A 26,136-nucleotide genomic window follows, 5' to 3' on the forward strand; every position below is an offset into this window, starting at 1 on the left:
TCGGCAATGAAGGCGTGATCACCGTCGAGGAAGCCAAGTCGCTCGAGACCGAGCTCGACATCGTCGAGGGCATGCAGTTCGACCGCGGCTACATCTCCCCCTACTTCGTCACCAATGCCGACAAGATGCGCACCGAATTCGACGATGCGTATATCCTCGTCTACGAGAAGAAGCTGTCGGGCCTGCAGGAATTGCTCCCGCTGCTCGAAGCCGTTGTGCAGACCTCAAAGCCCCTCGTCATCATCGCCGAGGAAGTGGAAGGCGAAGCGCTCGCGACCCTCGTGGTCAACAAGCTGCGCGGCGGCCTGAAGGTCGCGGCGGTGAAGGCTCCGGGCTTCGGCGATCGCCGCAAGGCCATGCTGCAGGATATCGCGATCCTGACCGGCGGCCAGGCGATCTCGGAAGATCTGGGCATCAAGCTGGAAAACGTCACGCTGAACATGCTCGGCCGCGCCAAGAAGGTGCTGATCGAGAAGGAAAACACCACGATCGTCAACGGCGCTGGCAAGAAGGCCGACATCGAGGCGCGGGTGTCGCAGATCAAGGCGCAGATCGAGGAGACTACCTCGGACTATGACCGTGAGAAGCTGCAGGAGCGTCTGGCCAAGCTCGCGGGCGGGGTCGCAGTGATCCGCGTCGGCGGCGCGACCGAGGTCGAGGTGAAGGAGCGCAAGGATCGCGTTGACGATGCCATGCACGCCACCCGCGCCGCGGTCGAGGAAGGCATTCTGCCTGGCGGCGGCGTCGCGCTGCTGCGTGCCACCGAGGCCCTGAAGAAGATCCGCACCCACAACGACGACCAGAAGACCGGCGTCGAGATCGTGCGCAAGGCGCTTCAATCCCCGGCCCGTCAGATCGCCATCAATGCGGGCGAGGACGGCTCGGTGATCGTCGGCAAGATTCTGGAGAAGGACCAGTATTCCTTCGGCTTCGACGCGCAGAATGCCGAGTACGGCAACATGCTGTCGAAGGGCATCATTGACCCGACCAAGGTCGTGCGTGCCGCGATCCAGAATGCAGCCTCGGTTGCGGGCCTGCTGATCACCACCGAAGCCATGGTCGCGGAACTGCCGAAGAAGAACGCAGGCGGCGCCGGCGGCATGCCGGGCGGCGGCGGCATGGGCGGCATGGGTGGCATGGATTTCTAAGAGACATCCATTTGCCTTGAATCTTAGGAAAGGCCCGGGAGCGATCCCGGGCCTTTTTGCCTTTGCTTGAGCACGGTTGACGGAGCTGTCGCAGCGCATCCGGCGATCAGGTTTTTCGACGGTGACCGGGGTTGTGGCGACGCGGTGCCGCGAAACTGAATGCAGCCGGCGCCAGTTGATTCATCACCCGGTAAGCTATTCGGCCGAGCATCGAGGCCAAGTAGGAAACGAACACGGCTCGTGTCCGCGACCACTAAGTCGACTTTCCGTTCGCCAATGGCGTGGAGTCGCTGGCGACGAGGAGGCCAAAATCGGACGCTCGTTTGGCTATTTGCGCTGTCGAGCGCGGCTGCCTTCGGTCTTCCCGACTAATCAGCCTCTGCAAAAGGAAAACACAGATGTCGAAACAAGCAATGCTCGACACATTCAAAGCACATGTCGATGCGGAACTGGCAGGTGACCTGGACACGACCATGGCCACGATGACGGGCGACCCTCACCTTCACAACATACCCAGCATGGTCGGCGGTGTGGGCCCGGATGGCGTTCGCAGCTTTTACAAGAACTATCTGGTCGGAAAGTTCTTTCCACCCGACGTCACGATGACGGGCGTGTCAACGACCGTCGGCGACACCCAGATCGTCGATGAACTGGTCATCTCTTTCACGCATACGACACCGATCGACTGGATGCTGCCGAATGTCGCACCCACCGGCAAACGGGTCGAAGTCGCCTTCGTCGTCGTCGTCGGCTTCGAGGAAGGCAAGATTTCCCACGAACATATCTATTGGGACCAGGCCACCGTGCTGGCGCAGATTGGACTGCTCGATCCCGAAGGATTGCCGGTGGTCGGCGCCGAAAGCGCCCGCAAGGTGCTCAACCCTATGCTCCCGGCCCGAGCGATGTGACGGCGCCGGTTTGGACCGATCACGCGTCACGCGCGCCACCACGATTCTCTTTATTGCGCCGGACGGGGTCGCACCGGCAGCCTCCTCTGCTTTTCGCACCCGCTTGGGTGACAACTTGACTTCGCGCGGACACCGTAGACTCTCCGGCCCATGCAGGACGACGCACGCCTTCTCACCCCGCCCCACCTGCCAACCGAGCGCTTCACCGACGCAAAGGCTGCGGTGGCGCGTCTTGCGCATATCTACCGGCGCAACACCCAATTCCTGCGCGAGCATTTCGAAGCCTTCGCCGCCGGCGCACCGCTCGACGCGCGGGTTCGCGCGACCTACCCCTTTGTCCGCATCACCACCGACACCTACGGCCGCGTTGATTCACGGCTGTCCTATGGCTTCGTCTCGGGACCGGGCACGCACGAGACCAGCGTCACTCGCCCTGATTTGTTCCGCGCATATTTCACCGAGCAGATTGAACTGCTGCTCGCCAATCATCGGGTGCCGGTGGAGGTGGGGGAGTCTCACGAGCCGATCCCCGTTCACTTTGCCTACGCCTCCGACATCGGAATTGCCGCAAGTCTCGTGTCCGGCAATGTTCAGGCGGCGGAGCTGCCGCTGCGCGACCGGTTCGACGTGCCCGATCTCGCAACCATGGACGACTCGATCGCCGACGGCACATTGCGGCTGCCGCCCGGCGCTCCTGCTCCGCTCGCGATGTTCCGCGCCGCCCGGGTCGATTATTCGCTGCACCGGCTCGTGCATTATACCGGCACGGATCCGGAGCATTTCCAGAATTTCGTGATCTTCACCAACTACCAGTTCTACGTCGACGCTTTCGTCAGGATGTGCCGCGAACGCGTCGCTGCCGGCGATCCGGTCCATGAGGTCTTTGTCGAGCCCGGCAATGTCATCACGCGCAAGGCCGGGACCGGCTCCAAGCCCGCGGCGGCGCGGCTGCCGCAAATGCCAGCTTATCATCTGGTCGCGCCCGACGGCCGCGGCATCACCATGATCAATATCGGCACCGGACCTTCGAATGCGCGCAACATCACCGATCACGTGGCGGTGCTCCGCCCGCATGCCTGGCTGATGCTCGGGCATTGTGCCGGTCTTCGCAACTCGCAGAAGCTCGGCGACTATGTGCTGGCACACGGCTATGTGCGCGAAGACCACGTGCTGGACGAAGAATTGCCGCTCTGGGTGCCGGTCCCTGCCCTGGCCGAGATTCAGGTGGCGCTTGAACAATCGCTTGCCGAGGTCACCGGGCTTTCCGGCTACGAGCTCAAGCGCATCATGCGGACCGGCACGGTCGCCAGCGTCGACAACCGCAACTGGGAGCTCGGCAATCATGCAGCGGTAATCCACCGGCTATCGCTGTCGCGCGCGGTCGCGCTCGACATGGAATCCGCTGCGGTTGCCGCCAACGGCTTTCGATTCCGCGTGCCCTACGGTACGCTGCTCTGCGTGTCGGACAAGCCTTTGCACGGAGAGATCAAGCTTGCAGGCATGGCGGCCGAATTCTACCGCCAGCGGGTCCGCCAGCATCTTGAGATCGGGCTCGCCGCGATCGAAAAGCTGAAATCGCAGGAATGGGAGCGCCTGCATTCGCGCAAGCTTCGCAGCTTCGCCGAGGTCGCGTTCCAGTAAGGTGCCGGGCGTTGCGCTTGGGTGCGCCTCAGTTCGTGCGCCGGTTGCGGCGCAAGGTTTCCGACGGCGTTTCGCCGTAGCGCTTGTAGTAGAGAGCGGCGGAGCGGCCCAAGTGATTCAGTCCTGCCGTCAGCGCAAGACTGCCAACGCCCGCCCCTTGCGGCGGCGCTTCCAGCAGCTTGCGCCAGTACGCCAGCCGTGCGTCGCGGATCGCCTCGGTCATCGTGATGTTTCGGAATCGCCTGAAGCCGTCTTGGAGCGCGCGCAGGCTCACACCGGCGATCATGGCCAGTTCGACGACGCTCACCTCGCGATCGGGGTGCGCACGCAGGAATTCCTCTACCCGCTTCACATGCGCCGGAGCAGGCGCCGGAACCGGCATGGCGAGCAATCCGCTGCGATCATGTACGAGCCCGGTGAGCAGGAGCCCGACAAGCCCATTGCGCAATTCGCGCTGCACCAAACGGCCCGTCCCTGCCGGCAGCGTGACCGAGTGATTCGCGGCGTCCTGCATCAGCATCGCATGCGCGCGGATCGCCTGACCTGCGGGGCCGCCAAGCGCGACACTGGCGTCGAATTCGACGTGGTCGAAATGACGGTCAAGCAAAGCTGAAAGATGGCCTTCGACCACGGAGCGGTCGACCAGGACGATCAGTTTGGCGCAGCCCCGATGCCATCTCATCAAGGTCGGCAAGGTAGGCGACAGCAAAGACGCCGTGTCCGGCGATGCCGCGACATGCACGCTGCCACAGGTCACATCCGCGGAGCCGCTCAACGGAATCTGCAACAGGAAGAAGCGGTCGAGCCTACCGGGGTCGATTTCGACCTCCGCGCCATACGTGACGTAGTTGACGGAAAAGCCGTCGAACCTTGCGGTATTGTGGATGGCATGGAAGTCCGGTGCGCCGCGCTTCACCGGCGTCAGCCGGTGCGGACAGAAAATACGGGCAACTTCGTCCTCCGCTGCACCGGGGTCCAGTGTGTTGACGGCATTGAAGCTGGCCAGCGGCGATGCGCTGGTCGCGCGCATTCCCATCATGCTGCGCTCCAAAGAAATTCCCCTCGCCGGTATTCTCCGGCCGAAGACCCCGGAACACCAGCACAATCTCTGCGCAGAATGTGGGCTTGCCAGTAAATTCAGCGCGCGGCGGATAACGCTTGCGCACAGCGGATAGCCAATTTCCGGTCCGTATCTTCAGATTGCCCATAGGCCCGGGTTCCTCGCGGAGAAGACGACAGATGCGCCATATCACCATTGTCGGCGGCGGCCAGGGCGGTCTGCCGCTCGCCATCGGCCTGCTCAAGGCGGGCTACAAGGTCCGGCTGGTGCAGAACCGCTCCGCGGCAGACCTGGCCGCAGGGAAAGTCCTGTCGAGCCAGTGCGTGTTCGGAACGGCGCGCACCGAGGAGCGCAAGCTCGGACTTGACCTCTGGGACCAGGAGGCGCCCTCGATTGTCGGGATGCGGATCGCGGTCGCAGCGCCCGACGGGTCAGGCAACAAGGCCTTCGGTTTCGTCGGCAATCTTGCCGAGCCTGCGCAATCCGTCGACCAGCGCGTGAAATTCCCACGCTTCATCGAGTTGTTCGCCACGCTCGGCGGCGATCTGGAGATTGCCGAGGCCGGCATCCCCGAACTCGAGCGCTACGCAAAGGACAGCGATCTCGTGATCGTCGCCGCCGGCAAGGGCGCGGTCTCGCAGCTGTTCGAACGCGACGCCGCTCGCTCGCCCTACGACAAGCCGATGCGCGCGCTTTCGCTGGTCTACACACAAAGCACAAAGCCTTACGACAGGACCTGCGTGACCGCGACGCTCATTCCGGGCGCGGGCGAGTTGTTCATGATTCCGGCGCTGACCACGTCGGGACCGTGCGAGATTCTGTTCTTCGAGGCCGGGCCCGGCGGTCCGCTCGATGCGTTCGATCCGTCGATGGATGCCGACGCGCAGCTTGCTGCGATAAAGGCCCTGATCAAGAAATTCGTCTCCTGGGAATATGACCGCGTCGCGGATGCGGCGCCCACCGACGCCAATGCCGGCCTGATCGGACGCTTTGCCCCCACGATCCGCAAGGGCACAGGTCACCTGCCCTCCGGCAAGCCGGTGCTGGGACTCGCGGACGCGGTGATCCTCAACGATCCGATCGTCGGCCAAGGGTCAAACAACGCGATGAAAGCCGCAGCGATCTATCTCGACGCCATCATCCAGCGCGGAAATGCGCCGTTCGATCCGGCCTGGATGGACGCAACCTTCGAAGCCGCGTTCCGCCGCGTCGAAGCCTCCACCAACTGGAGCAACATGATCCTGATGCCGCCGCCCCCGCATGTGGTCGAGTTGCTGGCTCGCGCCGCAGGCAAACAGGCGCTTGCCGACAGGGTCGCACAGGGCTTTGATGAGCCAGCCACCATCGTGCCGCTCTTCGCCGACCCCGCCCTCGCGGCAGCCGCCTAATCTCATCGCGACAGGAGACGACAGCATGTCAGACATCAAACTCGCGCCGGGCATTACTCCCGCCGGCAAGAGCCAGACACCGACGGTTTGGAATATTCTCGGCCACACCTATTATGAGAAATCCAATTGCGGAACATCGTTCTCGTTCGAGACATTCGACCCGCCGGGCACCTTCGTGCCGCCGCACATTCATCCGACCCAGGATGAATTCATCTACATGCTCGAGGGAACGTTCGACCTCTACCTCGACGGCCAATGGGTGAAAGCGTCCGCCGGCGATCTCGTTCGCATGCCGATGGGTCTTCCGCACGGCTATTACAACAGGACCGACAAGCCGACGCGCGCTCTGTTCTGGGTGTCACCCTCGCGCCGTTTGAAGGAATTGTTCGAGCTTCTGCACAACATGACCGACCCGGAAGAGGTCGTGCGCGTGTCCGCAGCCCATGAAGTGGATTTTCTGCCGCCCGGCAGCGTCCCCGGCGCCTGATTCGCTCCAGGCGGCAACACGATAAAACCGAAGGGGCCGCCCGCGGCCCCTTCGCACTTTTCGAACAGCCCGTTACCGGAGCGTCATGCTGGCGACACCGAGAGCCAGGTTGACGCCGACCTGCCCCTGCAGCGACAGCGGCTGCAGCGAGATCGTCCGGTTGGAGCCGCCGACCAGCACATTGGCGCCGCCGCCAAGTCCAAGCGATGCGTCACCGCTCGCCCCGACATAGGTGCCGGCGAGCGTGCGCGGCGGCAGCCGCGAGGTCCGAGCAAACACGCCCCAGATCATCCGGCCCCCTGCCGTGATGCCGAGGTCCAGCCCGAGCCGGCCGATATGACCGCTGTAATATTCCACCGGCCCACCGCTCCCGGGTGTGAACGTGCATTGGATCTGCTGACGAGAGCCGATAATCAGGCCCACGGTCGGCGACAGGTTGCACGATAGTCCGCCGGCCCGCACCCTGCTCTGCGCCTGCGCGGAGGTGGCGGCGGCTGAGGCCAACACGAAGGCGGCGATTGTTGCAATGATCGAAAAGCGCATGGATGTTCCCCGGCTGGAAATATGTATCGTCGCCTTAAGCCATGTCCGTGGCTGCGGCACAATACCGGTCGTGTACCGGGGCCGGTAGAATGATCGGGTTACGTCCGAGGGAGCGCGCTGAAATGCCATCCAAGCAGGGGCGCATTTACACCGGCATCGGGGGCTGGACCTACGAGCCCTGGCGCGGCGCGTTTTATCCGAAAGGGCTGCCGCATGCGCAGGAATTGCGTTACGCCGCAAGCCAGCTCACATCGATCGAAATCAACGGCACCTTCTACCGCACGCAAAGTCCGGCGAGCTACCGTAAATGGGCGTCCGAGGTGCCGGACGGCTTCGTATTCTCGCTCAAGGGGCCGCGCTTCGCGGTCAATCGCAGCGTGCTCGCGGAAGCCGGCGACTCGATCAAGCGCTTCCTCAATTCCGGGGTGGTCGAACTCGGCGACCGGCTCGGACCATTGTTGTGGCAATTTGCCCCGACCAAGAAATACGACGAGGCCGATTTCGGCAGATTCCTGGAACTGCTGCCGCGCGATTTCGACGGCCATAAGCTGCGGCATGTCGTGGAAGTGCGCCATCACAGCTTTGCGGTCCCGGCCTTCGTGACGTTGTTGCGACGCTTCGGCATAGCGGTCTGCTTCTCGGAGCACGCAACCTATCCGGCGATTCCGGATGTGACATCCGACTTCATCTACGCCCGCCTGCAGAAGGGCGATGACAAGATCAGGACCGGGTATCCGCCAGGGGCGCTGGATGCCTGGGCGGGACGCCTGCGGCAATGGGCGGCTGGCGGCGCGCCGGATGACCTGCCCTGCATCGACCCCTCCGCGAAGCCGAAAAAGCAGGCCCGCGATACCTTTGTCTATTTCATTCACGAAGGGAAAGTGCGGGCCCCGGCTGCGGCAATGGCGCTGATCGAACGGCTCACGGCGGGAGTTGATCGAAAGGGTACCGAGCGGCGATAGTCGATCGGGGGAAGCCGGCAGATAGCCGGCCTGGAGTACGACATGGAAATTCCGCTGATTGCCCAAGCCGCGGCGACCGCAGGCATCGTCCTCACCGTGGTGCAATACTGGATGAAAACCATGATCCCGCTCAGGGTCGTGGGCATCGTCACCAACGTACTGTTTCTGATCTATGCCGGTCTGGCGGGGATCTGGCCGACGATCGTGCTCAACTGTATCGTGCTGCCGCTCAATCTCTACCGCGTGCATGAAATGCGCCAGCTGATCCGGCGCACGCAGCGCGCCGCGCGTTCCGATCTCGACATGACCTGGCTTCAGCCCTTCATGACGCGGCGCAGAACGAAGAAAGGCCAGGTCATTTTCCGCAAGGGCGACATCGCCGAAGCCATGTATCTGGTGGTTTCCGGAAAATTCCTGCTTCAGGAGATCGGGATCGGACTGGAGCCCGGCGCCGTGGTCGGCGAGCTTGGCCTGCTCTCCCCCGAGGGCCTGCGAACGGCGACCCTGATTTCGATCGACGACGGCGAAGTGCTGTCGCTCGCCTACGAAAAATTCGAGGAGCTGTATTATCAGAATCCGGAATTCGGCCTCGGATTTCTCAAGCTCACGAGCAAGCGGTTGTTCGAGAACATCGCACGGCTGGAAGCCGAACTCGCCACACGGCCGCCTCGTGTGGCTCCCACTCCGTCGCCGATGACCAGGCACTGATGCGGCATGAACCGAAAAGCCACGAAATGAGGCGGGTGCGCTTACATCCGGCGTCACCCACGACATTCGTGGCCCTAAGCGGCGGAGCTCACACTCAACGCTGCTCCGCAACATATGGTGGGCCATGGACTTGAGTGCAAGGGCCCGGATTGCTTCTTTGTAACCCCGGGCCTTCGGGTGGTTCACATGGCCGCACGAAAGATATTCGCCATCGGCTAGGAGCAATCCCGTCCCGAAGCGGTTTTGCGGGCACTGAAAGGGGCGAAAGTCCAGCTCGACGATCTCGTCCCGGAACCGTGACCCGGCTGATCGTCCGCGGAAATTTCCGTTGAATGCCCGGGCGAAGGCGGTCAGTTTACCGGCCCCGACGCTCAGGACATCACCATGGACCCTGCCGGTATCTTCGCTCATTTCGGTGGACTGCAACCCACAGAGTGGCTGGGCTACATTGCCGCCGCTTTCGTGTTCGCCACCTTTTCGATGAAGACGATGGTGCCGCTGCGGGTGGTCGCGATCTCAAGCAACGTGCTGTTCATCGCCTACGGATATCTGCATCCGGCCTATCCCGTGCTGCTGCTGCATCTGCTGCTGCTGCCGCTGAACTTCTGGCGGCTGCGGCAGATGCTGTCGCTCGTGCGCGAGACCGAAGCGGCGAACGACGGCGATCTCGACATGAACTGGATCAGGCCATTCACCACGACCCGCGCGATGACCCCGGGCGAGGTGCTGTTTCGCAAGGGCGACCCTGCGAACGAGATCGTCTTTATCATGTCCGGCAGCCTGCGCATTCCGGAGCTGGACGTCGCGATCCCGCCCGGCGAAGTAGTAGGCGAGCTTGGCATGCTGTCGCCCGACAAGGTTCGCACGCAATCGGCTGTCTGTGTCGACCCCGGGCAGATTCTGGTGATCACCTACGATCAGGTCCGGCAGCTGTTCTTCCAGAATCCGAAGTTCGGCTATTACTTCATGCAGCTCAGTGCGCGGCGCCTGTTCGAAAACATGAAGCGCATGCAGTCCGAGATCGAAGCATTGCGCTCCGGTCTGCGCAGCGAGGAATCCAGGCCAACGGCGCCCTGATTATTCGGCTGGCACCGCGATGGGGCTGCGCCTTTCCGCGCCCGACACCATGGCGGCGAGACCAAGCGTCGCCGCCAGAAACAACAGGCAGGTTCCGGCGGTGAAGAGCAGCACCAGATCAAATCCGCCGCGTGCATGAAGAAATGCGATCGAGGCAACGGCGACGCCCGCAGTGGTGAACACCAGAAAATAGCGCACCGCATAGACCCGTCCCCGCCAGGCATCGGCGGTATAGCGCGCCAGCACGATATCGTTGACCGTCACTTGTCCGTAGACCCCGGCCATGGCCAGCGCGAGCGCGACAAGCAGCGCCGGACCGGTCGCAACCACGGACCAGGCTGCGCCAACGAACAAAATGAAGGTCACGATAACGAAGAGCAGGTGCGGGGCGATCCGCTCAACCAGACGTCCGACCGCGAGTTGCGCGATACGGTCGGGGAGCCAGCCGGCGGGCAGCGAAAACACGCCAAATGCGATGAAGGCCGTCGTCGACAGCGCCATCAGTTCCCCATAGGTGCGCGCATAGTTCACCTCGAGACCGATGACCACCGTCGGGTAGATCAGCAGAACATAATGATCCATCGCGTGCGCCCAATTCAGGAAGCCGATGGAAATGCGGGTGTCCTTCGAAACTCGAGACTGGGATCGCTCATCAGGGTTCGGTCCGGCACAAGGATTCTGCCGACCCCAAAATAGCCTTGCCCGATGGCGATGTTAGGTCGATTATCGTCTTGATCGGGCCACACTTGGAACACGGCGATGCCGCCTGAATATCGCAACAACCGCGACGACGCTCCGCGCGTGGTCGGAGCCATGGCCAAGACGTATCCCGGAGGAGATCACGTCCCGCTCCACCTGCACAAGCGCGGGCAGCTTCTCCATGCCGTGTCGGGCACCATGCGAATCGAGACGTCGGACGCGGCCTGGATCGTTCCGCCGGCACTTGCGCTCTGGATGCCGCCAGCCTTTCCGCACAGTCTGACCGTGCGCAGCACACTGGAAATGCGAACGATCTATATCGATCCGGATGCCTGCAAAAGGCTTCCCGCAGGTCCGATGCTGGTGGAGATCGGGGGGCTGTTGCGCGAGCTCATCCTCGCCGTCCTGGATGAACCGCTGGACTATGACGAGGCTGGTCGCGGCGGAATGATTGCGAACCTAATGCTTGCGGAACTCGCACGGATGCAGGAGCGCAAGATGCATCTGCCGATGCCGCGGGATGCCCGTGCCATCCGCGTCGCACGCGCGCTGCTGGAACGGCCCGATGCCGCCGGCGATCTCGACGAATGGGCACAGAAGGCCGGCGCTAGCCGTCGTACTCTCGCACGGCTGTTCCGGAGCGAAACCGGGTTCAGCTTCAACGAATGGCGCTCACGCCTGCGCGCAATCGACGGACTTGCACGGCTGTCCGCGGGCGAGCCGGTCGGGAGGGTGGCCTTGGCGGTCGGTTATGCGAGCCCAAGCGCATTCTCGGCGATGGTGCGGCGCAGCTTCGGGGAATCCCCGCGCAAGATGTTTCGGGGCTGAAGGTTGCAACCTGGAATTGCCGCGCGTAGCATCATACCGGGCCGAGGTCCCAGTCCTGTTGCGGGTTGCTTTAAATGGTCAGCGTGCGTGGCGTGCTCGCGGGGTTGTTCGCCGCGGCGATAGCATGGTTGCCGAGTTCCGATGCGCACGCCGACGAGTTCGCGCGCAACGATGATACCTTTCTCTTTTTCACCGGCACCGATCTCTGGCGCCACGGAAGCTTCACGCATGGGGGAATGCTCTGGTCGCCGGACGGACTCGACCGCGGCGGATTCACGTTCAAGGCGCTGATCGGGAGAGGCTCCTATCAGTACCGATCCGGCGCCCTTGACGACGCAGTCGTGACCGGCACGCAATTTACCGGCTTTGTTCTCCCGGGCTGGCGCTTCGTTCACAACAAGACCTTCGTGACTGTCTTCGCCGGGCTCGATTTGCAGCATCACCGGACGTCGCCGTATGACCCGGGCAGCGACCTCAATGGCGGGCATGCCGGCATCCGCGGGGCGGTCGAGTTCTGGCACGAACCGACGGCGGCAACGATGATCGCAGCCGACGCTACGGTAACGTCGATCGGGCCGAGCTTTGCCGGACGCGCGGCCTTCGGGTGGCGCATCGCCGATGCCTTTTATCTCGGCCCGGAAGTCGGCGGCTTTGCAAGCCGCGATACCTACCAGCAATTCCGCGTCGGACTGCACATCACCGGCCTTCGCTTCGCCTGGGTCGAGTGGTCGGCGGCCGCGGGCTGGGCAACGGACTCGGACGATCGCGATGGCTACTATGCCAGGATCGGATTGCATGCGCGCCGGTAGCTAATCCAGGGTGCGCCTGAACCGCGTGACAGCGATCGTCATCGCGATCAGCATCAGCACGAACAACGCGACCGAGTCGTAGCGCAGGTTCTCGATGGTCGCTCCCTTCAACATGATCGCCCGCACGATCCGGATGTAATGCGTCAGCGGCAGCGCTTCTCCGATCCATTGCGCCCAGGACGGCATGCCGGCGAACGGAAACATGAACCCCGAGAGGAGGATGTTCGGAAGGAAGAACATCATCGACATCTGCATCGCCTGCAACTGGTTCTGTGCCACCGTCGAGAAAGTGTAGCCGATCGACAGATTGGCGGCGATAAACAGCGTCGACAGCGCCGCCAGAAGGAAAAGGCTGCCGTAGATCGGCACATGGAACAGAAATACCCCGGTGCTCACGATCAGCGAAGCCTGGACGAACCCCACGAACACATACGGGATGATCTTGCCAAGCATGATCTCCACCGGCGTGGTCGGCATCGCCAGCAGCGCTTCCATCGTGCCGCGCTCGATCTCGCGCGTCACCGAAAGCGCGGTGAAGATCAGCATCGTCATGGTCAGGATGGTACCGACGAGGCCCGGCACGATGTTGAGCGCGGTCTCCGCGGCCGGATTGTAGCGCGCATGGGTGCGAAACTCGAACAGCGGCTGCCCGCCGACCGGCAGCCCGCGATCATTCTGCAGCGCCGTACGGACCACCTGTCCAAGCGCACCCAGCGCGGTGCCGGACGCGACCGGGTCGGTAGCGTCGGCTGCAACCAGCAACGACGGACCTTCGCCGCGCCGGATCGCACGCTCGAAGCCGCGCGGGATTTCCACGCCGAACAGCACCGTTCCAGAGGCGAGCAGCCGGTCGAATTCGGCTTCGTCCTCAACCTGATGCGTGACCTTGAAATAACGGGTGTTCTGCAGCGCCTTCAGCACCGAACGGCCCAAGTCGCTGTGCTCCTGCAGTAACACGGCGGTCGGCAGGTTTCGCGGGGTGGTGTTGATCGCATACCCGAACAGGACGAGCTGCATCAACGGAATCATCACGATCATCGCAAACGACACCCGGTCGCGCCGCAGCTGGATGAATTCCTTGATCAGCATCGCTCCGGTACGGCGCCAGAACGCGGTCCATCGCGAAACTCTGGCGCCGGACGGGACGGGAGCGCTCATTGGAAATTATCCTTGGCGCGGCTCATCAGGTCGATGAATACATCTTCGAGCGTCGGCTCGGACGTCTTCCAGGTCAGGCCCGGCCGATCGCGATAGGGTTTGATCGCGGTCGCCAGACCCGCGGCATCGCGGCCGGAAACATGCAGGCTGTTGCCGAACGGCGCGACCATGTCCACGCCGGGCTTGTTCTGCAATTCGTGCAGCAGCGCGTTCACGTCGGGACCGCTGACATCGTAGGTGGTCAGCCCGGCCTGCCTTACCACGGCATCCACGGAGCCATGCGTCAGCAGCTCGCCATAGGCGATATACGCGATCTCGTGACAGCGCTCGGCTTCATCCATGTAATGGGTCGAGACCAGCACGGTCAGCCCCTCCGCCGCAAGTGCATGAATCTCATCCCAGAATTCGCGCCGCGCTTTCGGATCGACGCCGGCGGTCGGCTCGTCGAGCAGCAGAAGCTGCGGGCTCGGCAGCGTGCAAGCCCCGAGCGCCAGTCGCTGCTTCCAGCCCCCGGACAATTCGCCGGCAAGCTGTTCCTCGCGGCCCTTCAGCCCGAGCCGCGCGATCATGTCGCACGCCGCCCTCGCGGGATCCTTCATCAAATGAAGCCGCGCGACGAATTCCAGGTTCTCTCGTACCGACAGATCCTGATACAGGCTGAAGCGCTGCGTCATGTAACCGACGCGCAGCTTGATCTGGTCGGCCTGGGTGCGGATGTCGTAGCCGAGACAGGTACCGTCGCCCTTGTCGGGCGTGAGCAGTCCGGTGAGCATGCGGATGGTCGTGGTCTTGCCCGATCCGTTCGGCCCGAGGAAGCCGTAAATCGTGCCCTTCTTGACCTGCATCGACAGGTCGCGCACCACCACGCGGCTGCCGAACGCCTTGGTCAGGCCGCGCACGTCGATGGCGATGCCGGGATCGCTCGTCATTTCTTTTCGGCTCGCGGCATGATGGTAACGTCGACCGGCTGCCCGACACGCAACGCGCTCGGATCATTGGGCATCGCCTCGATCAGATAGACCAGCTTGTGGCGTTCCTGCTGGGAATAGATCACCGGCGGGGTGTATTCGGCATATTGCGAAATGAAGCTGATCTTGCCGGTCATTCCGGCCGGGCAGCCGTCGCAGGAGAAGTTGATCGGGTCGTCGATGGCTAGCCGCGCCAGCATCGGTTCAGACACATAGAATCGCACCTTCACATTGCCCGGCGGCAGCAGCGAGACGATCGGACGGCTGGCCGGCACCGTTTCGCCCGCGCGATAATAAACCTGCTGCACCAGGCCCGTGACGGGGCTGAGGCCGCGCCGCCGGGTCAGTCTTGTCTTCGCAGCAGCCAGCCGCGCCTGCGCTTCGCGATACAGCGCCTGCGTGACGTCGAAATCCTTCTGCGTGCCCGAGCCGCTCTTCAGAAGCTGCTGGGCGCGGTCGAAGGCCTGTTTTGCATTCGCGAGCGTCGCCTCGGCGACGCCAAGTTCCGCTTCCTGCAATTCGGTGTCGAGTACGAACAGGAGCTCACCCATTTTCACCGCATCGCCCTGACGCACCAGCATCTGCTCGATGCGCCCCTGCTCGTCCGGGCTGACGAATATGAAGTCGCCCTCGATCCAGCCCTGCATCAAGGTGTCGCTCCCGCTGCTGCAGCCGGTCACGAGCATCAAGATTGCCAGCAAGCACAGTCGTAGCGGTCGCCAGCCGATCACCGTTGACCTGGTCATGACTCGCTCCCGCGATCCAGAAGAATATCGACATGGGCTTTCAGCATGGCGCGCGCGTCGAGCGGTGCCTGCTTGTCGAACAGGCTGGTCCAAACGATTCCGACCAGCACTGGCGCGGCCAGAAGTTGCGGAAACGCAACGAGCCCGCGATGGCGGATTTCGCCGCGATCGAAGGCACGCTGCAGGATCTGTTGCAACGCAGAGAATACCCGGCTCAGCACTTCGCGGTAATAGAACTCCGCAATCGCCGGAAATCGCGGGCCTTCCGAAATGATCAGCCGGATAATGTCCTTGCGTCGCGAATTGAAAACCTCGCGGACCGCCACATCGACCAATCGCTCGGCCAGGTCGGAGAACGGAATGTCGATCAATGCGAGGGCCTCGAACTTTCCGATCACCGGAGTCAGCATGGAGCGCACCAGTTCCTGAAACAGCGTCTCCTTGTCGGCAAAATAGAGATAGATCGTTCCCTTCGCGACGCCGGCCCGCTTCGCCACATCGTCCAGCCGTGCCGCGGCGAAGCCTTGCGCCGAGAACTCGTCCAGCGCCGCGGCGAGGATCGCCTCGCGCCGCGCGGCGCTGCGCACCTCGCGCGCACTGCGCGGCTTTTCCCTCTGGGCCGCCGCTTGCCCCTCGGCCCGAGGCGCCGGCACCCCGGCGCGTTCGCGCGAGGGTAGCGACTTTTTGCTGGTCCGCGTGGCCATCAAGCTCACCACAATGACTGAATGACTGACTGGTCAGTCATAATCCTGCTGCTGAACGGATGCAAGCGGGATCTGCCACACGAGCAGGTGAGTTTAAAAAACGAAATAAATCAAAGCATTATGGCAGGGTTTTTCGCTCGATCATAGGCAAGGCTCCGAACTTGGCAGCCGCCGCGCTCTGCAAGCCGTGAGGCTAAGGTGCAGTACGACCGCTCGCCTCCGGAATTAGCTTCCGATGGGGATGCCCGCCCTTCACATGACAAAGACATCGGCCGCTTGAAGATTCACACCGGCCTGCAGATGCGCCAGGACAGCGGCCGCCGCCCCACCCGCGCCATCCGCGTCGAACAGCACTGTGCTGGTGGAAGCGTCGAATATGACCGTCGCACGATGCGCCGTAGCGGCTGCACCGGTCACGAAATCGACGCCTGCATTGGCAAGGGTTCCCGGCGTGAAACCGAAGTGATAGCCTGACAGCCATATCTGGTCTTCTCCGCTCGTGAAGTCCTGGATCACGTCACCGCCTTCAGCCGCGGAGAAGAACACGAACTTGTCCGCGCCCGCGCCGCCAATCAGCGTGTCGATGCCGGCCTCGCCGACGATGAAGTCATCCCCCTCGCCGCCATATACCGTGTCGTTGCCGGCGCCGGCATACAGATAGTCCATGTCGGCGCCGCCATCGAGGAAATCGTCTCCGTCGCGCGCGTCGATCACATCAATACCGCCATTTCCGAACAGGCGGTCATTGCCATCAAAGCTGAGGATGGCGTCTGACAGATCGCTACCGACGCAGACATCGTCGAATTTCGTGAGTTGGACCTGCTCAATACCGATCAACGTGTCGGTTCCGGTAAAATGCACAGCCTTGCCGGCCATGAGGTCGACGCTGACGCCGGCGAGATGGTGATCGTAGGAATAATCGACCACGTCGTATCCGCCTCTGCCGTCGAGCATGTTGTTGCCGTCGCGACCGCGCAGCCAGTCGCCCAGACTGCCTCCGACCAGGATATTGTCGCCGGCGTCGCCGGTGAGGTCATTCGCGAAATCGGCGGCACCGGTGATGTTTTCGATCGAGACGAGTTGCGCCGAATGCGCGCCGCCGCGCGCGATCCCGAGCTGCAAATCGACATAAATAGCGTGACTGGCCGTAGCGTAGGATACCGTATCAATCCCCGCACCGCCGGAAATCGTTCCGCCCCAGAAGGCGGTGCCGTCGAACGATTGCTCGGCCGGAGGAGCGGCGAAAAGGAAGCTCGAGGCCATGAGAGAGATCGAATTCACACCATTGAGGGTGATCGTGTTGCCAAGATAAGCGATCCGGGTGCTGCCGCTCACGTCCGTGATGAAGAGCTGTCCAAAGTCCGTGAGCCCGGACACCGCGAACATGTTCAGAACGTCGGTGCCGATCGCGAAGTCGGTGATGACATCGTTGCCCCAATTGTCGGCGAACAGGAAAATATCACTCCCGTCGCCGCCGCTCATCGTGTCGTCGCCCGCCCCGCCGTCGAGGGTGTCATTGCCGCTCATGTAGGCGCCGAGAAGATAGCCGTAGCTTGTCAGGGTATCGTTGCCGGCACCGCCTTCGAGCAGATCGTCGCCGTAGCCCGAGCTGATCGCGTTGTCTCCGGCATTGCCGACGCCGTGGAAGGCGACATTGCCATTGCCGCGGAAGGTCAGATTCTCGACGTGATCCGTGAGCCCATAGCTCGTCAGTGTCGTGTAGACGACGTCGGTGCCCTCCCCCGCCAGTTCGATCACGCGATCGCCGGAATGATCGACGACGTAGCCGTCGTTGCCGCGTCCGCCCTTCATCGTGTCGGCGCCGACCCCGCCGTCGAGATAGTCGTTGCCATCCTCGCCGCGCAGCTCGTTGTTCCCGGCGTCGCCGTAAAGCGAATCGGCGAAGGACGATCCGAGCACGCCCTCGATGCTGATGAAGGTGTCACCCTTGGCGTCGCCGGTATTGCGCTTGACGTCGGCGAGATTGACCACCACCGCGGATGTGGCATCCTGATAGCTTGCGAAGTCGAATCCGTCCCCGCCGTTGAGCCAATCCCCCTTGGCGCCGCCGGTCAGGATATCATTGCCTTCGCCCCCAAACAGATAATCGCTTCCGGCCTTGCCGCGCAGGATGTCGTCTCCGCGATTTCCGTGCAGTTCGTTCGTGGCGCTGTTACCCGTGATCGTGTCGTTTCCGTCCCCGCCCTTTGCGTGTTCGATGACAGTCTTCGCGGCCATCGTGAAGTAGCTGCTCCCGATGAAGTTCCACGCTCCGGCGTTGAGATCGAGCGTGACATCGTGTGACACTGCCGCGGCATTGATGGTGTCGAGCCCGCCGTCAGTGTCGCGCAGTTCGGTCCGCGCGGGATCGATGGCTTTCATCGCCGCAAACTCGTCGGTATAGAAATACACGTCGTTGACCAGCGGTTGCGAACCGAACGCGGTCAATTGCACGCTCGCGACACTGCCAACGCTGGCTTTCCCGTCATCGGTCAGGCCCGTGTTGGCGTCGCGGATACGAACGAACCATTCGCCCTTGCTGATCTCGCCGCGGAATGCATTGCTGGTCAGCACCAGGCCGCCATAGGGAGCCATCACATCGGCCCCGCCGAGGCCGGCACGGTCCAGGAGAATGCTCGTGGTGCCCTCCGGCGACCTGAGCTCAATGAGCAGATCGCTCATGCGCGGATGGTCGATCGCAAGCGTGAGCTGGATGCTTTCAATATCGATGCTCCCGCCGACTTTGAAGCGGAATTCGTTCGCAAGCTGCTGGCCCGGCAAACCATCGGCGATCGTCGCCGCCTTCTTGCTGTTCCAACTCCCCCCAGCCAACTTCTCGTTGCTTGAGGTCGACCAAGCCGCCCAGGTCTCGGCGAGGCGTACGGCTGCGTGCGCATCGACGAGACCGAAGCCGTAGTCGTTCGAGAAATGCATCCCGCCGCCGTTCCAGTTATCGGCGCGGTTGAAACCCCAAGCGTACTTTGCGAACTCAGCCGGCGTCCCGGGAGGTGTGATAGGGGCGTACACCGGCTGGACACCGACCGGATCGCCGACATGGCGTGCGGACAGCGCGAGGATGCTCTGCACGTCGCGCCAGCCGAGATCGGAATTGGCTTCCAGCATGAGCGCGACGATGCCGGACACCATAGGGGCCGCGGCGGACGTGCCGCCAAAATCGCTGGCATAGTCGCCGCTCAACGCTCCGCCCGGAACGACGCTCCGGTTGGTGTTGTAGCCGTTCATGCCGACTCGGTCGGTGGTGACGATTCCGCCGCTGCCAAACGCCGACACCAGAAGATTCGCACCGGGTGTGCTGCTCGAGGCCACGTCACCGTCACGGTCGACGTTCGCAACGTCGAGCGTGTAGCGCGAATTGACGAACAGCGAAGTGTTGCCGTCGTCCGCATAGACGTCGTCGATCGTTCCGCCGGTGTCCTCTCTCAGGGCTCGCGCGTTCCCCCCCGATTTGACGACGATGGTCCCGAGACCATCGCGACCGAGCTTGACCGCTTGTGCTAGTCCTTCCGCAAATGAACCGTCCGGCCCTTCCCGGAAGGGCTCGTAGTTGCCAAAGCTGCAATTGACCACATCGAAGCGGTCCAGTTCCTGCATCAAGAGCGACTCAGCGGCATCGCTCAGGCCCTCCCTGTCGACCGATACAATCGTAGCGCCGAACGCCACCCCGACAGTCCCGTTGCCGTCCAGCGCTGACGCAACGATGCCGGCAACGGCGGTCCCATGCGGATCGCGCGGATTTCCGCTTGCATCGGCGCCGGTGCCGTCCGGTGCCGCGTTGTTTCCCGTGATCTCCAGGCTGGCGTCGTAGTTGCGAGCAAGATCGGGATGGCCGGCTTCAACGCCATCGTCGAAGATCGCGACCGTCACGCCGCGGCCGCTATAGTCGCGCCACGCCTCGACTATGTTCAGGTCAAAGCCCGCACCGGTGTTGCTGAGATGCCATTGGCCGATTGCGCGCGCCTCTTGCACAGCGCGCTCTGCCCGGTTGACGACTTCAAAATCCGGAAGAATTGCGAGCGGGTTGCCGCCGATCACCTCGATCTGCGGGAACAGCACCGGATCGGCATCCGCAATGCCGGCGTCGCCGGTCTTATCGAGCAGGTTGTGCTGAATCCCGTGCGACCTCGTGCGCATGTACGGTCCTCTCGCAGCGTTCAACTGCCGGTTGGTCGGACCGTCTGTGCGGGAGGTTCAGGGAGAGCGCTTTTTTCGCGTGAACGCGGCGAGCGATCACGCATTCGTCAGCGGCCAAGGCCGCTCAGCCGCGTTCGAGTTCGGCCTTCACGGCGTCGAGCGCCTCGGGAGTATCGACATCGGTGAGCGCGCCGGCGCCGGAAGCCGGCACTTCTGCGACTGCCTCGCTATATTTTTCAATGAGATAGCGCGCACCCACGTCTCCGGACAGCGACATCAATTCGGGGAAAAAGCGCCGCGACCACAGCACCGGATTGCCGCGCTTGCCGTCGATCACCGGCACCGCGATAAGTGCGCCCTTCTCCGAATCATAGGCCGAAATCAGCCGGTCGATCAGCGCGCTATCGACCTGCGGCATGTCGGCCAGCATCACCACCGCGCCGTCGACATCGTCCGGCAGAGCGGAAAGACCAGTGCGCAGCGAGGTCGACAGACCATCGGCGAAATCCCGATTATGGGCGATTTGCAGCGGAAGGTCGCGCAGAGCATCTGCGATGGTCTCGCTTTGGTGGCCGGTTACGACGACCACCGGCCGCGCCTTCGAGGCGAGCGCAGCTTCGGCCGCGATCCGGACCAGCGGCTTGCCGGTCACCTGCGCCAAGAGTTTGTTCGGTCCTCCCATCCGGGTCGAGCGTCCGGCCGCGAGCACGAGGGCGGCGAAGCGACCGCTCTTCTCGATCACCGGCTCGTCGCGCGGTTGCGGACGCGTCACGATCTCCATCAGCAGGCCGCCGACACCCATGCCGGTGATATCCGCGCGCGTGACGGGCAACCCGGCGAGCAGCCGCATCAGCACCCAGTCGAAGCCATTCTCCTTCGGCGAGCGCGCGCAGCCCGGCGCACCGAGCACCGGGCGCCCGTTGGCCTGGCCGATCAGCATCAGGTTGCCGGGATCCACCGGCATGCCGAAATGCTCGATCTTGCCGCCGACCGCCTCGATCGCAGCCGGGATGACATCGCGTCTGTCGGCGATGGCGGAGGCGCCGAACACGATCACAAGCTCCGCCCCCGCCCGCTGAACGTCCTTGATCGCAGCAGCGAGCTGGGCCTGATCGTGCGGCACACGGCGCTCTGCGACGATACGGGCACCGGCGGGCGCCAGCCGCTCCTCGGTGATCTTCAGCGTCTTCTCGACCACCTTGGGCGACAGTCCGGGAAGCAGCGTCGACACAATGCCGACTTTCCTGATTCTGTAGGGCGCCACCCGCACCAGCGCCTTTGCCGACTCAACCGTTCGCATCGCTTGCGTGTAGACATCGCCGGGGACCGCGAACGGGATGATCTTTACGGTCGCGATCATCTCGCCCTCCACCACCGGCTTGTAGGCCGGCAGGGTCGCGACCGTGACCGCCTCGTCGATCCGGTTGAGGTCGTCGATCCGTTCGCGATCGACCACCAGCACGCCGGCTGCATCCGCGAACAGATTGCAGCGGCCGGTAAAGGCCTTGTCCGCCCGCACGCCCTCGCCCGACACCGCGGAGGCGATGGCCGCAGCCGCATCGTCTTCCGACACGTCGCCCGGATCGAGGCGTGCCACCACGATGCTCGCGATGCCCGCCGCCTTCAGCGCCGCGACATGCGACGGCGTGATCACCGTGCCCTTCTTCAGCACCAGCGCACCCTCCCGGATCGTGTGCACGGCGGTGGCGCCCAAAGCGTCGTCGGGTGAAAAAGGCCCGAATTTCATGCGGCCTTCTCCGGTGATTGGCGGAGCCGCGCCGTGATCTCGCCCATGATCGAGACTGCGATCTCGGGCGGAGATACTGCGCCGATATCGAGCCCGATCGGCGCATGGATGCGCGCGATCTCGTTGTCGCCGATCCCTTGTGCCTTCAGCCGTTCGACCCTTCGCCCGTGTGTCTTCCGCGACCCCAGCGCGCCGATATAGAAACACTCCTTCGACAGCGCGTGCAGGAGCGCCGGATCGTCGATCTTCGGATCGTGCGTGAGCGCGACGAAGGCGGTGAATCTGTCGATGTTCAGCGGCGGCAGCGCTTGGTCCGGCCATTGCGCGATGACGGGAATGTCCGGGAAACGCTCCGGCGTCGCGAAGGCGGTGCGCGGATCGACGATGGTCACGTCGTACCCGAGCAGCTTCGCGATCGGCGCCAGCGCCTGGCTGATATGGACTGCGCCGGTGATGACGAGCCTTGCCGGTGGCACATGGACGGTGAGGAACACCCTGCCGGCTGGCGTCTCCTCCATGCCGCTCTTGCCGCTGCGGAGATGCTTCTCGATCAGGTCCTTCAGTGGGTCATGGAAGACATCGGCGCCCTTCACCAGCCGCTGCTCACCGCTTGCGACATCGGTCACGATCACCGCCGCGCGTCGGTTGGCGCGTTCGGTGTTGAGGGCGGAGAGGATGGAGAGCTTCATCGCGGTATCACTCGTGTCCCGGGCGGCGCAGCACGCAGTGATGCGCCGCAGAACCGGGACCTACAAACTACTAACATAGGTCCCGGATCAGCAATGCACCGCTTCGCGCTGCATTGCATCCGGGACACGAGAGTTGTGTACGCAGTCACTAATCCACCTTCTCCACATAAACGCGGATCGTGCCGCCGCAGGACAGTCCGACCTTCCAGGCGGTCTCGTCGGCGACGCCGAATTCCAGCGTCTTCGGCTTCCCGCTGCCGATCACATCGATCGCCTCGGTCACCACCGCGCCCTCGACACAGCCTCCCGAGACCGACCCAAGGAAATTTCCCTCCTCGTCGATCACCAGATTGGAGCCGACCGGCCGCGGCGCCGAACCCCAGGTCTCGACCACGGTGGCGAGCGCAACGCCCTTGCCGGCCTTCCGCCAGTCCTCGGCGGCTTTCAGGATGTCCTCGTCTGTGGCCAATGATTGCTTTGTCATGGGCACTGTCTCCTGACCTGGCGAATAGCGAAATAGGGAGTAGCGAATAGTAGAACACGGTCGCGGCAAATTCTCGTACACTACTCGCTATTCGCTACTCTCTATTCGCTCTTACGCCACCTTGTTCAACCAGTACTTCGCTTCGGCCTTGCCGTCGCCGTCGGCCGACAGCGCCCGGCACAGGTCCTTCATCGCATTGAGATTGTGGATCGGTCGCAGTTCGTCAACATGCGGCAGCATCATCCGGATGCCGCCGGCCTTGGCCTCGAAGCCCTCGAACCGGAGCAACGGATTGAGCCAGATCAGCCGGCGGCAGGAGCGGTGCAGGCGGTCCATCTCGAAGCCGAGCTGGTCGCCGGGTTCGCGCTCCAGCCCGTCGGTGATCAGCAGCACCACCGCGCCCTGCCCCAGCACGCGACGGCTCCATTGCCGGTTGAAAGCTGCCAAGGACGGGGCAATACGCGTACCGCCGGACCAGTCCAGCACCCCGCCGGAACAGGCCGCCAGTGCCTCGTCGGGGTCCTTCTGCTTCAACGCCCGCGTGACATTGGTCAGCCGCGTGCCGAACAGGAAGGTGGAGACTCGCTTGCGGTTGTCGGTGACTGCATGCAGAAAATGCAGGAACAGCCGCGTGTACTGGCTCATCGAGCCGGAAATGTCGAGCAGCGCCACGATCGGCGGCTGTCGGGTTTTGGGGCCGAGATATTTCAGGTCGATCACCGCCCCACCCGCCTTCATGCTGGAGCGCAGCGTGCGGCGCAGGTCGATCATGTGACCGTGGCGCGACGGCCGGAGCCGTCTTGTCTTTACCTCGTCGAGCGGCAGCACGAGCTTCGCGATCGCCTGCTTCGCCTCCGCGATCTCGGCCGCTGACATCTGCGCGAAGTCCTTCTTCTCCAGCACCTCGCGATCGGAGACGGTGAGGCGCGCGTCGATCTCGACCTCTTTCTTCTTCTCCTCCTGCGGCTTCTGGTGGCTCTTGAACATCGCGTCGAGCACGCGCTTGGCGGCGGGTGGCGGCGGCGCATTGTCCGGCTGCGGCACGGTCTGCGGCAACATCATCGCCATCAGCTGATCGAAATAGGCGCGCTTGCGAAAGAAGACCGTGAAAGCCTGATCGAACAGAATCGTGTGCTCGTGTCGCTTCACGAATACCGCATGCAGCGTCCAGTAGAAATCGTCGCGCGTGGTAATCCCGGCCGTGCGCAGCGCTTCCAGCGCATCCATCACCGAGCCGGGCCCAACCGGAATGCCCGCAGCGCGCAGCGCACGCGCGAAATACACGATGTTCTCGGCGAGCCGGCCGGGTGTTTCGGATGTCGCTAGCGCGTCATTCATTGTTGGTCGTCCCCGCGAAAGCGGGGACCCATAACCACCACTCTGGAATATAGGTCCCCGTTTTCGCGGGGACGACACCGTGAGGCACCGGCTCACGCATGTCCCTGATCACTCCGCCGCCTTCATCTGCGCGCGCACGTCGTCCAGCAATTCCTTGACCCTGGTGCCGTCGAGCCGCGCGATGTCGTCCTGATACTTGAGCAGCACACCGAGCGTGTCCGACACCGTCGCCGGATCGAGCGCCACCACGTCGAGTTCCGAGAGCGCGGTCGCAAAGTCGAGCGTTTCGGCAACGCCCGGTGCCTTGAACAACTCCATCTTGCGCAGTCTTTGCACGAAATGGACGATCTCGGCCGACAGCTTCTCGGCGATGCCCGGCACCTTGGTGCGCACGATCGCAAGTTCGCGCTCGGCGTCCGGATAGCCGACCCAGTGATAGAGGCAGCGGCGCTTCAGCGCGTCATGGATTTCTCGGGTGCGGTTCGAGGTGATGATGACGATTGGCGGATGCGGCGCCGTGACCGTGCCGAGTTCGGGGATCGTGACCTGGTAATCGGCGAGCACTTCGAGCAGAAATGCCTCGAAGGCCTCGTCGGTGCGATCGAGTTCGTCGATCAGCAGCACCGGCGCTCCGGCGGTGTCGGGCTCCAGCGCCTGCAGGAGCGGCCGCTTGATCAGGAAGCGCTCGGAGAACACATCGTCCTCCAGTCGCCCGCGGTCGGTATTGCCCTCGGCCTCGCCGAGCCGGATCGCGATCATCTGCGCGGCATAGTTCCATTCATAGACCGCAGCCGAAACATCGAGCCCCTCGTAGCATTGCAACCGGATCAGCTTTCGGCCGAGCGTCTCGCTCAGGACCTTTGCAATCTCGGTCTTGCCGACGCCGGCCTCGCCTTCGAGGAATAGCGGACGTCCCATTCTCAGCGCGAGGAACAGCACGGTCGCCAGCGACCGGTCGCCGACATAATGCCCGGCGGTCAGGAGCTTCAGGGTGTCGTCGATGGAGGATGGAACGGCGCGTGGGGCGGTATTGGTCAAAGGGCAACCTCAATGATCTCGTCATTCCGGGGCGGCCGCCGCAGGCGGACGAGCCCGGAATCCATAATCACAACCGGGCGTATGGATTCCGGGCTCGCAGCTTCGCTGCGCCTATGGATTCCGGGCTCGCAGCTTCGCTGCGCCCCGGAATGACCAGCTATGCCAGCTTGCCCGGCACAGCGTCCAGCCTACATATAGGCGCGGTTCCCCGCGTCGTGAACGCCACAGCCAAGGAAGCAGCCATGTCCCAGATGCCCGCCCATCCGATCGATCCGGGTGTCCGGATCGGCCATGTGCATCTGAAGGTCGCCGACCTCGAGCGGGCTCTGCCATTCTACCGCGACGTGCTCGGTTTCGAGGAGACCTACCGCCGCCCCGGCGCGGTATTCATGTCGGCCGGCGGCTATCATCATCACATCGCGCTCAACACTTGGGAAAGCCGCGGTGGACAGCCGCCGGCTCCGGGCGCCACCGGTCTCTATCACCTCGCGATCCTGTACCCGACCCGAAGGCTTCTGGCCGACGCGCTGCGTCGGCTCGTGGATGCCGGGATCATGCTCGACGGCGCGAGCGACCACGGGGTGAGCGAGGCGCTCTATCTTCGCGACTTCGACGACAATGGCGTGGAGCTGTACTGGGACCGCCCGCGCGAGCAATGGCCGCGCGACGCCGATGGCGGAATCAGAATGAAGACCGAACCGCTGAACTTGCGGGATTTGCTGAGCGAGCTGGAGACGGACGCGGAGCTAGCTGGCGAACCGCTCGCTGTTTCGTCGTAACGGGCCGCATATTCCTCTTCACCTCCCCCCTTGCGGGGGAGGTCGACCGCCGCAGCTGAAAGCGAAGGCGGTCGG

Annotated in this window: 24 protein-coding genes; 11 read left to right on the forward strand and 13 right to left on the reverse strand. The window is 63.3% G+C overall.

Annotation, left to right across the window (positions count from 1 at the left end; genetic code table 11):
- The 3 genes from groL to AB7F49_RS22485 all read left to right on the forward strand — a co-directional run.
- Nucleotides 1–1,148, forward strand: a 1,148-nt coding sequence (gene groL, locus AB7F49_RS22475) for a chaperonin GroEL (RefSeq protein WP_428526474.1), incomplete at its 5' end; no start/stop codon positions are given.
- A 398-nt stretch (nucleotides 1,149–1,546) separates the two neighbouring features.
- Nucleotides 1,547–2,056 (forward strand): ester cyclase, encoded by a 510-nt coding sequence (locus tag AB7F49_RS22480; protein ID WP_428526476.1) that lies wholly within the window; start codon nucleotides 1,547–1,549, stop codon nucleotides 2,054–2,056.
- Between the two features lie 150 nt (nucleotides 2,057–2,206).
- Nucleotides 2,207–3,697 carry an AMP nucleosidase gene (locus tag AB7F49_RS22485; protein WP_428526478.1) on the forward strand — a complete coding sequence of 497 codons (1,491 nt, stop codon included), beginning with the start codon at nucleotides 2,207–2,209 and terminating at the stop codon, nucleotides 3,695–3,697.
- 28 nt (nucleotides 3,698–3,725) lie between these two features.
- On the opposite strand, the gene AB7F49_RS22490 is transcribed toward AB7F49_RS22485, so the two are convergent.
- Entirely contained in the window at nucleotides 3,726–4,736 is a 1,011-nt protein-coding gene (locus tag AB7F49_RS22490; protein ID WP_428526480.1) for an AraC family transcriptional regulator, read from the reverse strand.
- A 200-nt stretch (nucleotides 4,737–4,936) separates the two neighbouring features.
- Here AB7F49_RS22490 and AB7F49_RS22495 point away from each other — a divergent pair, with 200 nt between their 5' ends.
- Entirely contained in the window at nucleotides 4,937–6,145 is a 1,209-nt protein-coding gene (locus AB7F49_RS22495; RefSeq protein ID WP_428526482.1) for a styrene monooxygenase/indole monooxygenase family protein, read from the forward strand.
- Between the two features lie 25 nt (nucleotides 6,146–6,170).
- On the forward strand, nucleotides 6,171–6,632 hold the full coding sequence (locus tag AB7F49_RS22500; protein ID WP_428526484.1) for a cupin domain-containing protein: 462 nt from the start codon (nucleotides 6,171–6,173) through the stop codon (nucleotides 6,630–6,632).
- A 72-nt stretch (nucleotides 6,633–6,704) separates the two neighbouring features.
- Here the strand turns inward: AB7F49_RS22500 and AB7F49_RS22505 are convergent, their stop codons facing one another.
- Nucleotides 6,705–7,175, reverse strand: coding sequence for a DUF992 domain-containing protein (locus AB7F49_RS22505; RefSeq protein ID WP_428526486.1), 471 nt, complete (start codon nucleotides 7,173–7,175; stop codon nucleotides 6,705–6,707).
- Between the two features lie 122 nt (nucleotides 7,176–7,297).
- Between AB7F49_RS22505 and AB7F49_RS22510 the strand changes: the two genes are divergently transcribed.
- The 3 genes from AB7F49_RS22510 to AB7F49_RS22520 all read left to right on the forward strand — a co-directional run bounded on the left by AB7F49_RS22510 (nucleotide 7,298) and on the right by AB7F49_RS22520 (nucleotide 9,922).
- Nucleotides 7,298–8,137 (forward strand): DUF72 domain-containing protein, encoded by an 840-nt coding sequence (locus AB7F49_RS22510; protein ID WP_428526488.1) that lies wholly within the window; start codon nucleotides 7,298–7,300, stop codon nucleotides 8,135–8,137.
- A gap of 42 nt (nucleotides 8,138–8,179) precedes the next feature.
- Entirely contained in the window at nucleotides 8,180–8,845 is a 666-nt protein-coding gene (locus AB7F49_RS22515) for a Crp/Fnr family transcriptional regulator (protein WP_428526490.1), read from the forward strand.
- A 384-nt stretch (nucleotides 8,846–9,229) separates the two neighbouring features.
- A complete protein-coding gene (locus AB7F49_RS22520; protein ID WP_428526492.1) occupies nucleotides 9,230–9,922 on the forward strand; it encodes a Crp/Fnr family transcriptional regulator in 693 nt (230 codons plus the stop codon).
- On the opposite strand, the gene AB7F49_RS22525 is transcribed toward AB7F49_RS22520, so the two are convergent.
- Nucleotides 9,923–10,504 (reverse strand): hypothetical protein, encoded by a 582-nt coding sequence (locus AB7F49_RS22525; protein ID WP_428526494.1) that lies wholly within the window; start codon nucleotides 10,502–10,504, stop codon nucleotides 9,923–9,925.
- A gap of 177 nt (nucleotides 10,505–10,681) precedes the next feature.
- Between AB7F49_RS22525 and AB7F49_RS22530 the strand changes: the two genes are divergently transcribed.
- Nucleotides 10,682–11,449, forward strand: coding sequence for an AraC family transcriptional regulator (locus AB7F49_RS22530; protein ID WP_428526496.1), 768 nt, complete (start codon nucleotides 10,682–10,684; stop codon nucleotides 11,447–11,449).
- Nucleotides 11,450–11,523: 74 nt separating this feature from the next.
- Nucleotides 11,524–12,258, forward strand: a complete 735-nt coding sequence (gene bcsS, locus AB7F49_RS22535; protein ID WP_428526498.1) for a cellulose biosynthesis protein BcsS — start codon at nucleotides 11,524–11,526, stop codon at nucleotides 12,256–12,258.
- On the opposite strand, the gene AB7F49_RS22540 is transcribed toward bcsS, so the two are convergent.
- The 10 genes from AB7F49_RS22540 to AB7F49_RS22585 form a co-directional block, all read right to left on the reverse strand.
- A complete protein-coding gene (locus AB7F49_RS22540) occupies nucleotides 12,259–13,416 on the reverse strand; it encodes an ABC transporter permease (protein WP_428526500.1) in 1,158 nt (385 codons plus the stop codon).
- Complete coding sequence (locus tag AB7F49_RS22545) at nucleotides 13,413–14,345, reverse strand: ABC transporter ATP-binding protein (RefSeq protein WP_428526502.1); 933 nt, start codon at nucleotides 14,343–14,345, stop codon at nucleotides 13,413–13,415. Before AB7F49_RS22545 ends, AB7F49_RS22540 begins: the two co-directional genes overlap by 4 nt.
- Nucleotides 14,342–15,130, reverse strand: coding sequence for an HlyD family secretion protein (locus AB7F49_RS22550; protein WP_428526504.1), 789 nt, complete (start codon nucleotides 15,128–15,130; stop codon nucleotides 14,342–14,344). Before AB7F49_RS22550 ends, AB7F49_RS22545 begins: the two co-directional genes overlap by 4 nt.
- Nucleotides 15,127–15,834, reverse strand: a complete 708-nt coding sequence (locus AB7F49_RS22555) for a TetR/AcrR family transcriptional regulator (protein ID WP_428526506.1) — start codon at nucleotides 15,832–15,834, stop codon at nucleotides 15,127–15,129. Before AB7F49_RS22555 ends, AB7F49_RS22550 begins: the two co-directional genes overlap by 4 nt.
- Before the next feature lie 252 nt (nucleotides 15,835–16,086).
- The gene (locus tag AB7F49_RS22560) at nucleotides 16,087–19,986 is read right to left on the reverse strand and encodes a S8 family serine peptidase (protein WP_428526508.1); all 3,900 of its coding nucleotides are present in this window, start codon (nucleotides 19,984–19,986) and stop codon (nucleotides 16,087–16,089) included.
- 124 nt (nucleotides 19,987–20,110) lie between these two features.
- Nucleotides 20,111–21,733: an NTP transferase domain-containing protein gene (locus AB7F49_RS22565; RefSeq protein ID WP_428526510.1), complete on the reverse strand. Its 1,623-nt coding sequence runs from the start codon at nucleotides 21,731–21,733 to the stop codon at nucleotides 20,111–20,113.
- Nucleotides 21,730–22,422: an XdhC family protein gene (locus AB7F49_RS22570; RefSeq protein WP_428526512.1), complete on the reverse strand. Its 693-nt coding sequence runs from the start codon at nucleotides 22,420–22,422 to the stop codon at nucleotides 21,730–21,732. Before AB7F49_RS22570 ends, AB7F49_RS22565 begins: the two co-directional genes overlap by 4 nt.
- A gap of 148 nt (nucleotides 22,423–22,570) precedes the next feature.
- Nucleotides 22,571–22,906, reverse strand: coding sequence for an XdhC family protein (locus AB7F49_RS22575; protein WP_428526513.1), 336 nt, complete (start codon nucleotides 22,904–22,906; stop codon nucleotides 22,571–22,573).
- A gap of 111 nt (nucleotides 22,907–23,017) precedes the next feature.
- Nucleotides 23,018–24,244, reverse strand: a complete 1,227-nt coding sequence (locus tag AB7F49_RS22580) for a vWA domain-containing protein (RefSeq protein WP_428526515.1) — start codon at nucleotides 24,242–24,244, stop codon at nucleotides 23,018–23,020.
- A 108-nt stretch (nucleotides 24,245–24,352) separates the two neighbouring features.
- Complete coding sequence (locus tag AB7F49_RS22585) at nucleotides 24,353–25,282, reverse strand: AAA family ATPase (RefSeq protein ID WP_428526517.1); 930 nt, start codon at nucleotides 25,280–25,282, stop codon at nucleotides 24,353–24,355.
- A gap of 242 nt (nucleotides 25,283–25,524) precedes the next feature.
- Between AB7F49_RS22585 and AB7F49_RS22590 the strand changes: the two genes are divergently transcribed.
- A complete protein-coding gene (locus AB7F49_RS22590; protein ID WP_428526519.1) occupies nucleotides 25,525–26,061 on the forward strand; it encodes a VOC family protein in 537 nt (178 codons plus the stop codon).
- The last annotated feature ends 75 nt before the right edge of the window (nucleotides 26,062–26,136 follow it).

This window comes from Pseudorhodoplanes sp., from assembly GCF_050250235.1.
In the GTDB taxonomy this organism is placed as follows: Bacteria; Pseudomonadota; Alphaproteobacteria; order Rhizobiales; family Xanthobacteraceae; genus Pseudorhodoplanes.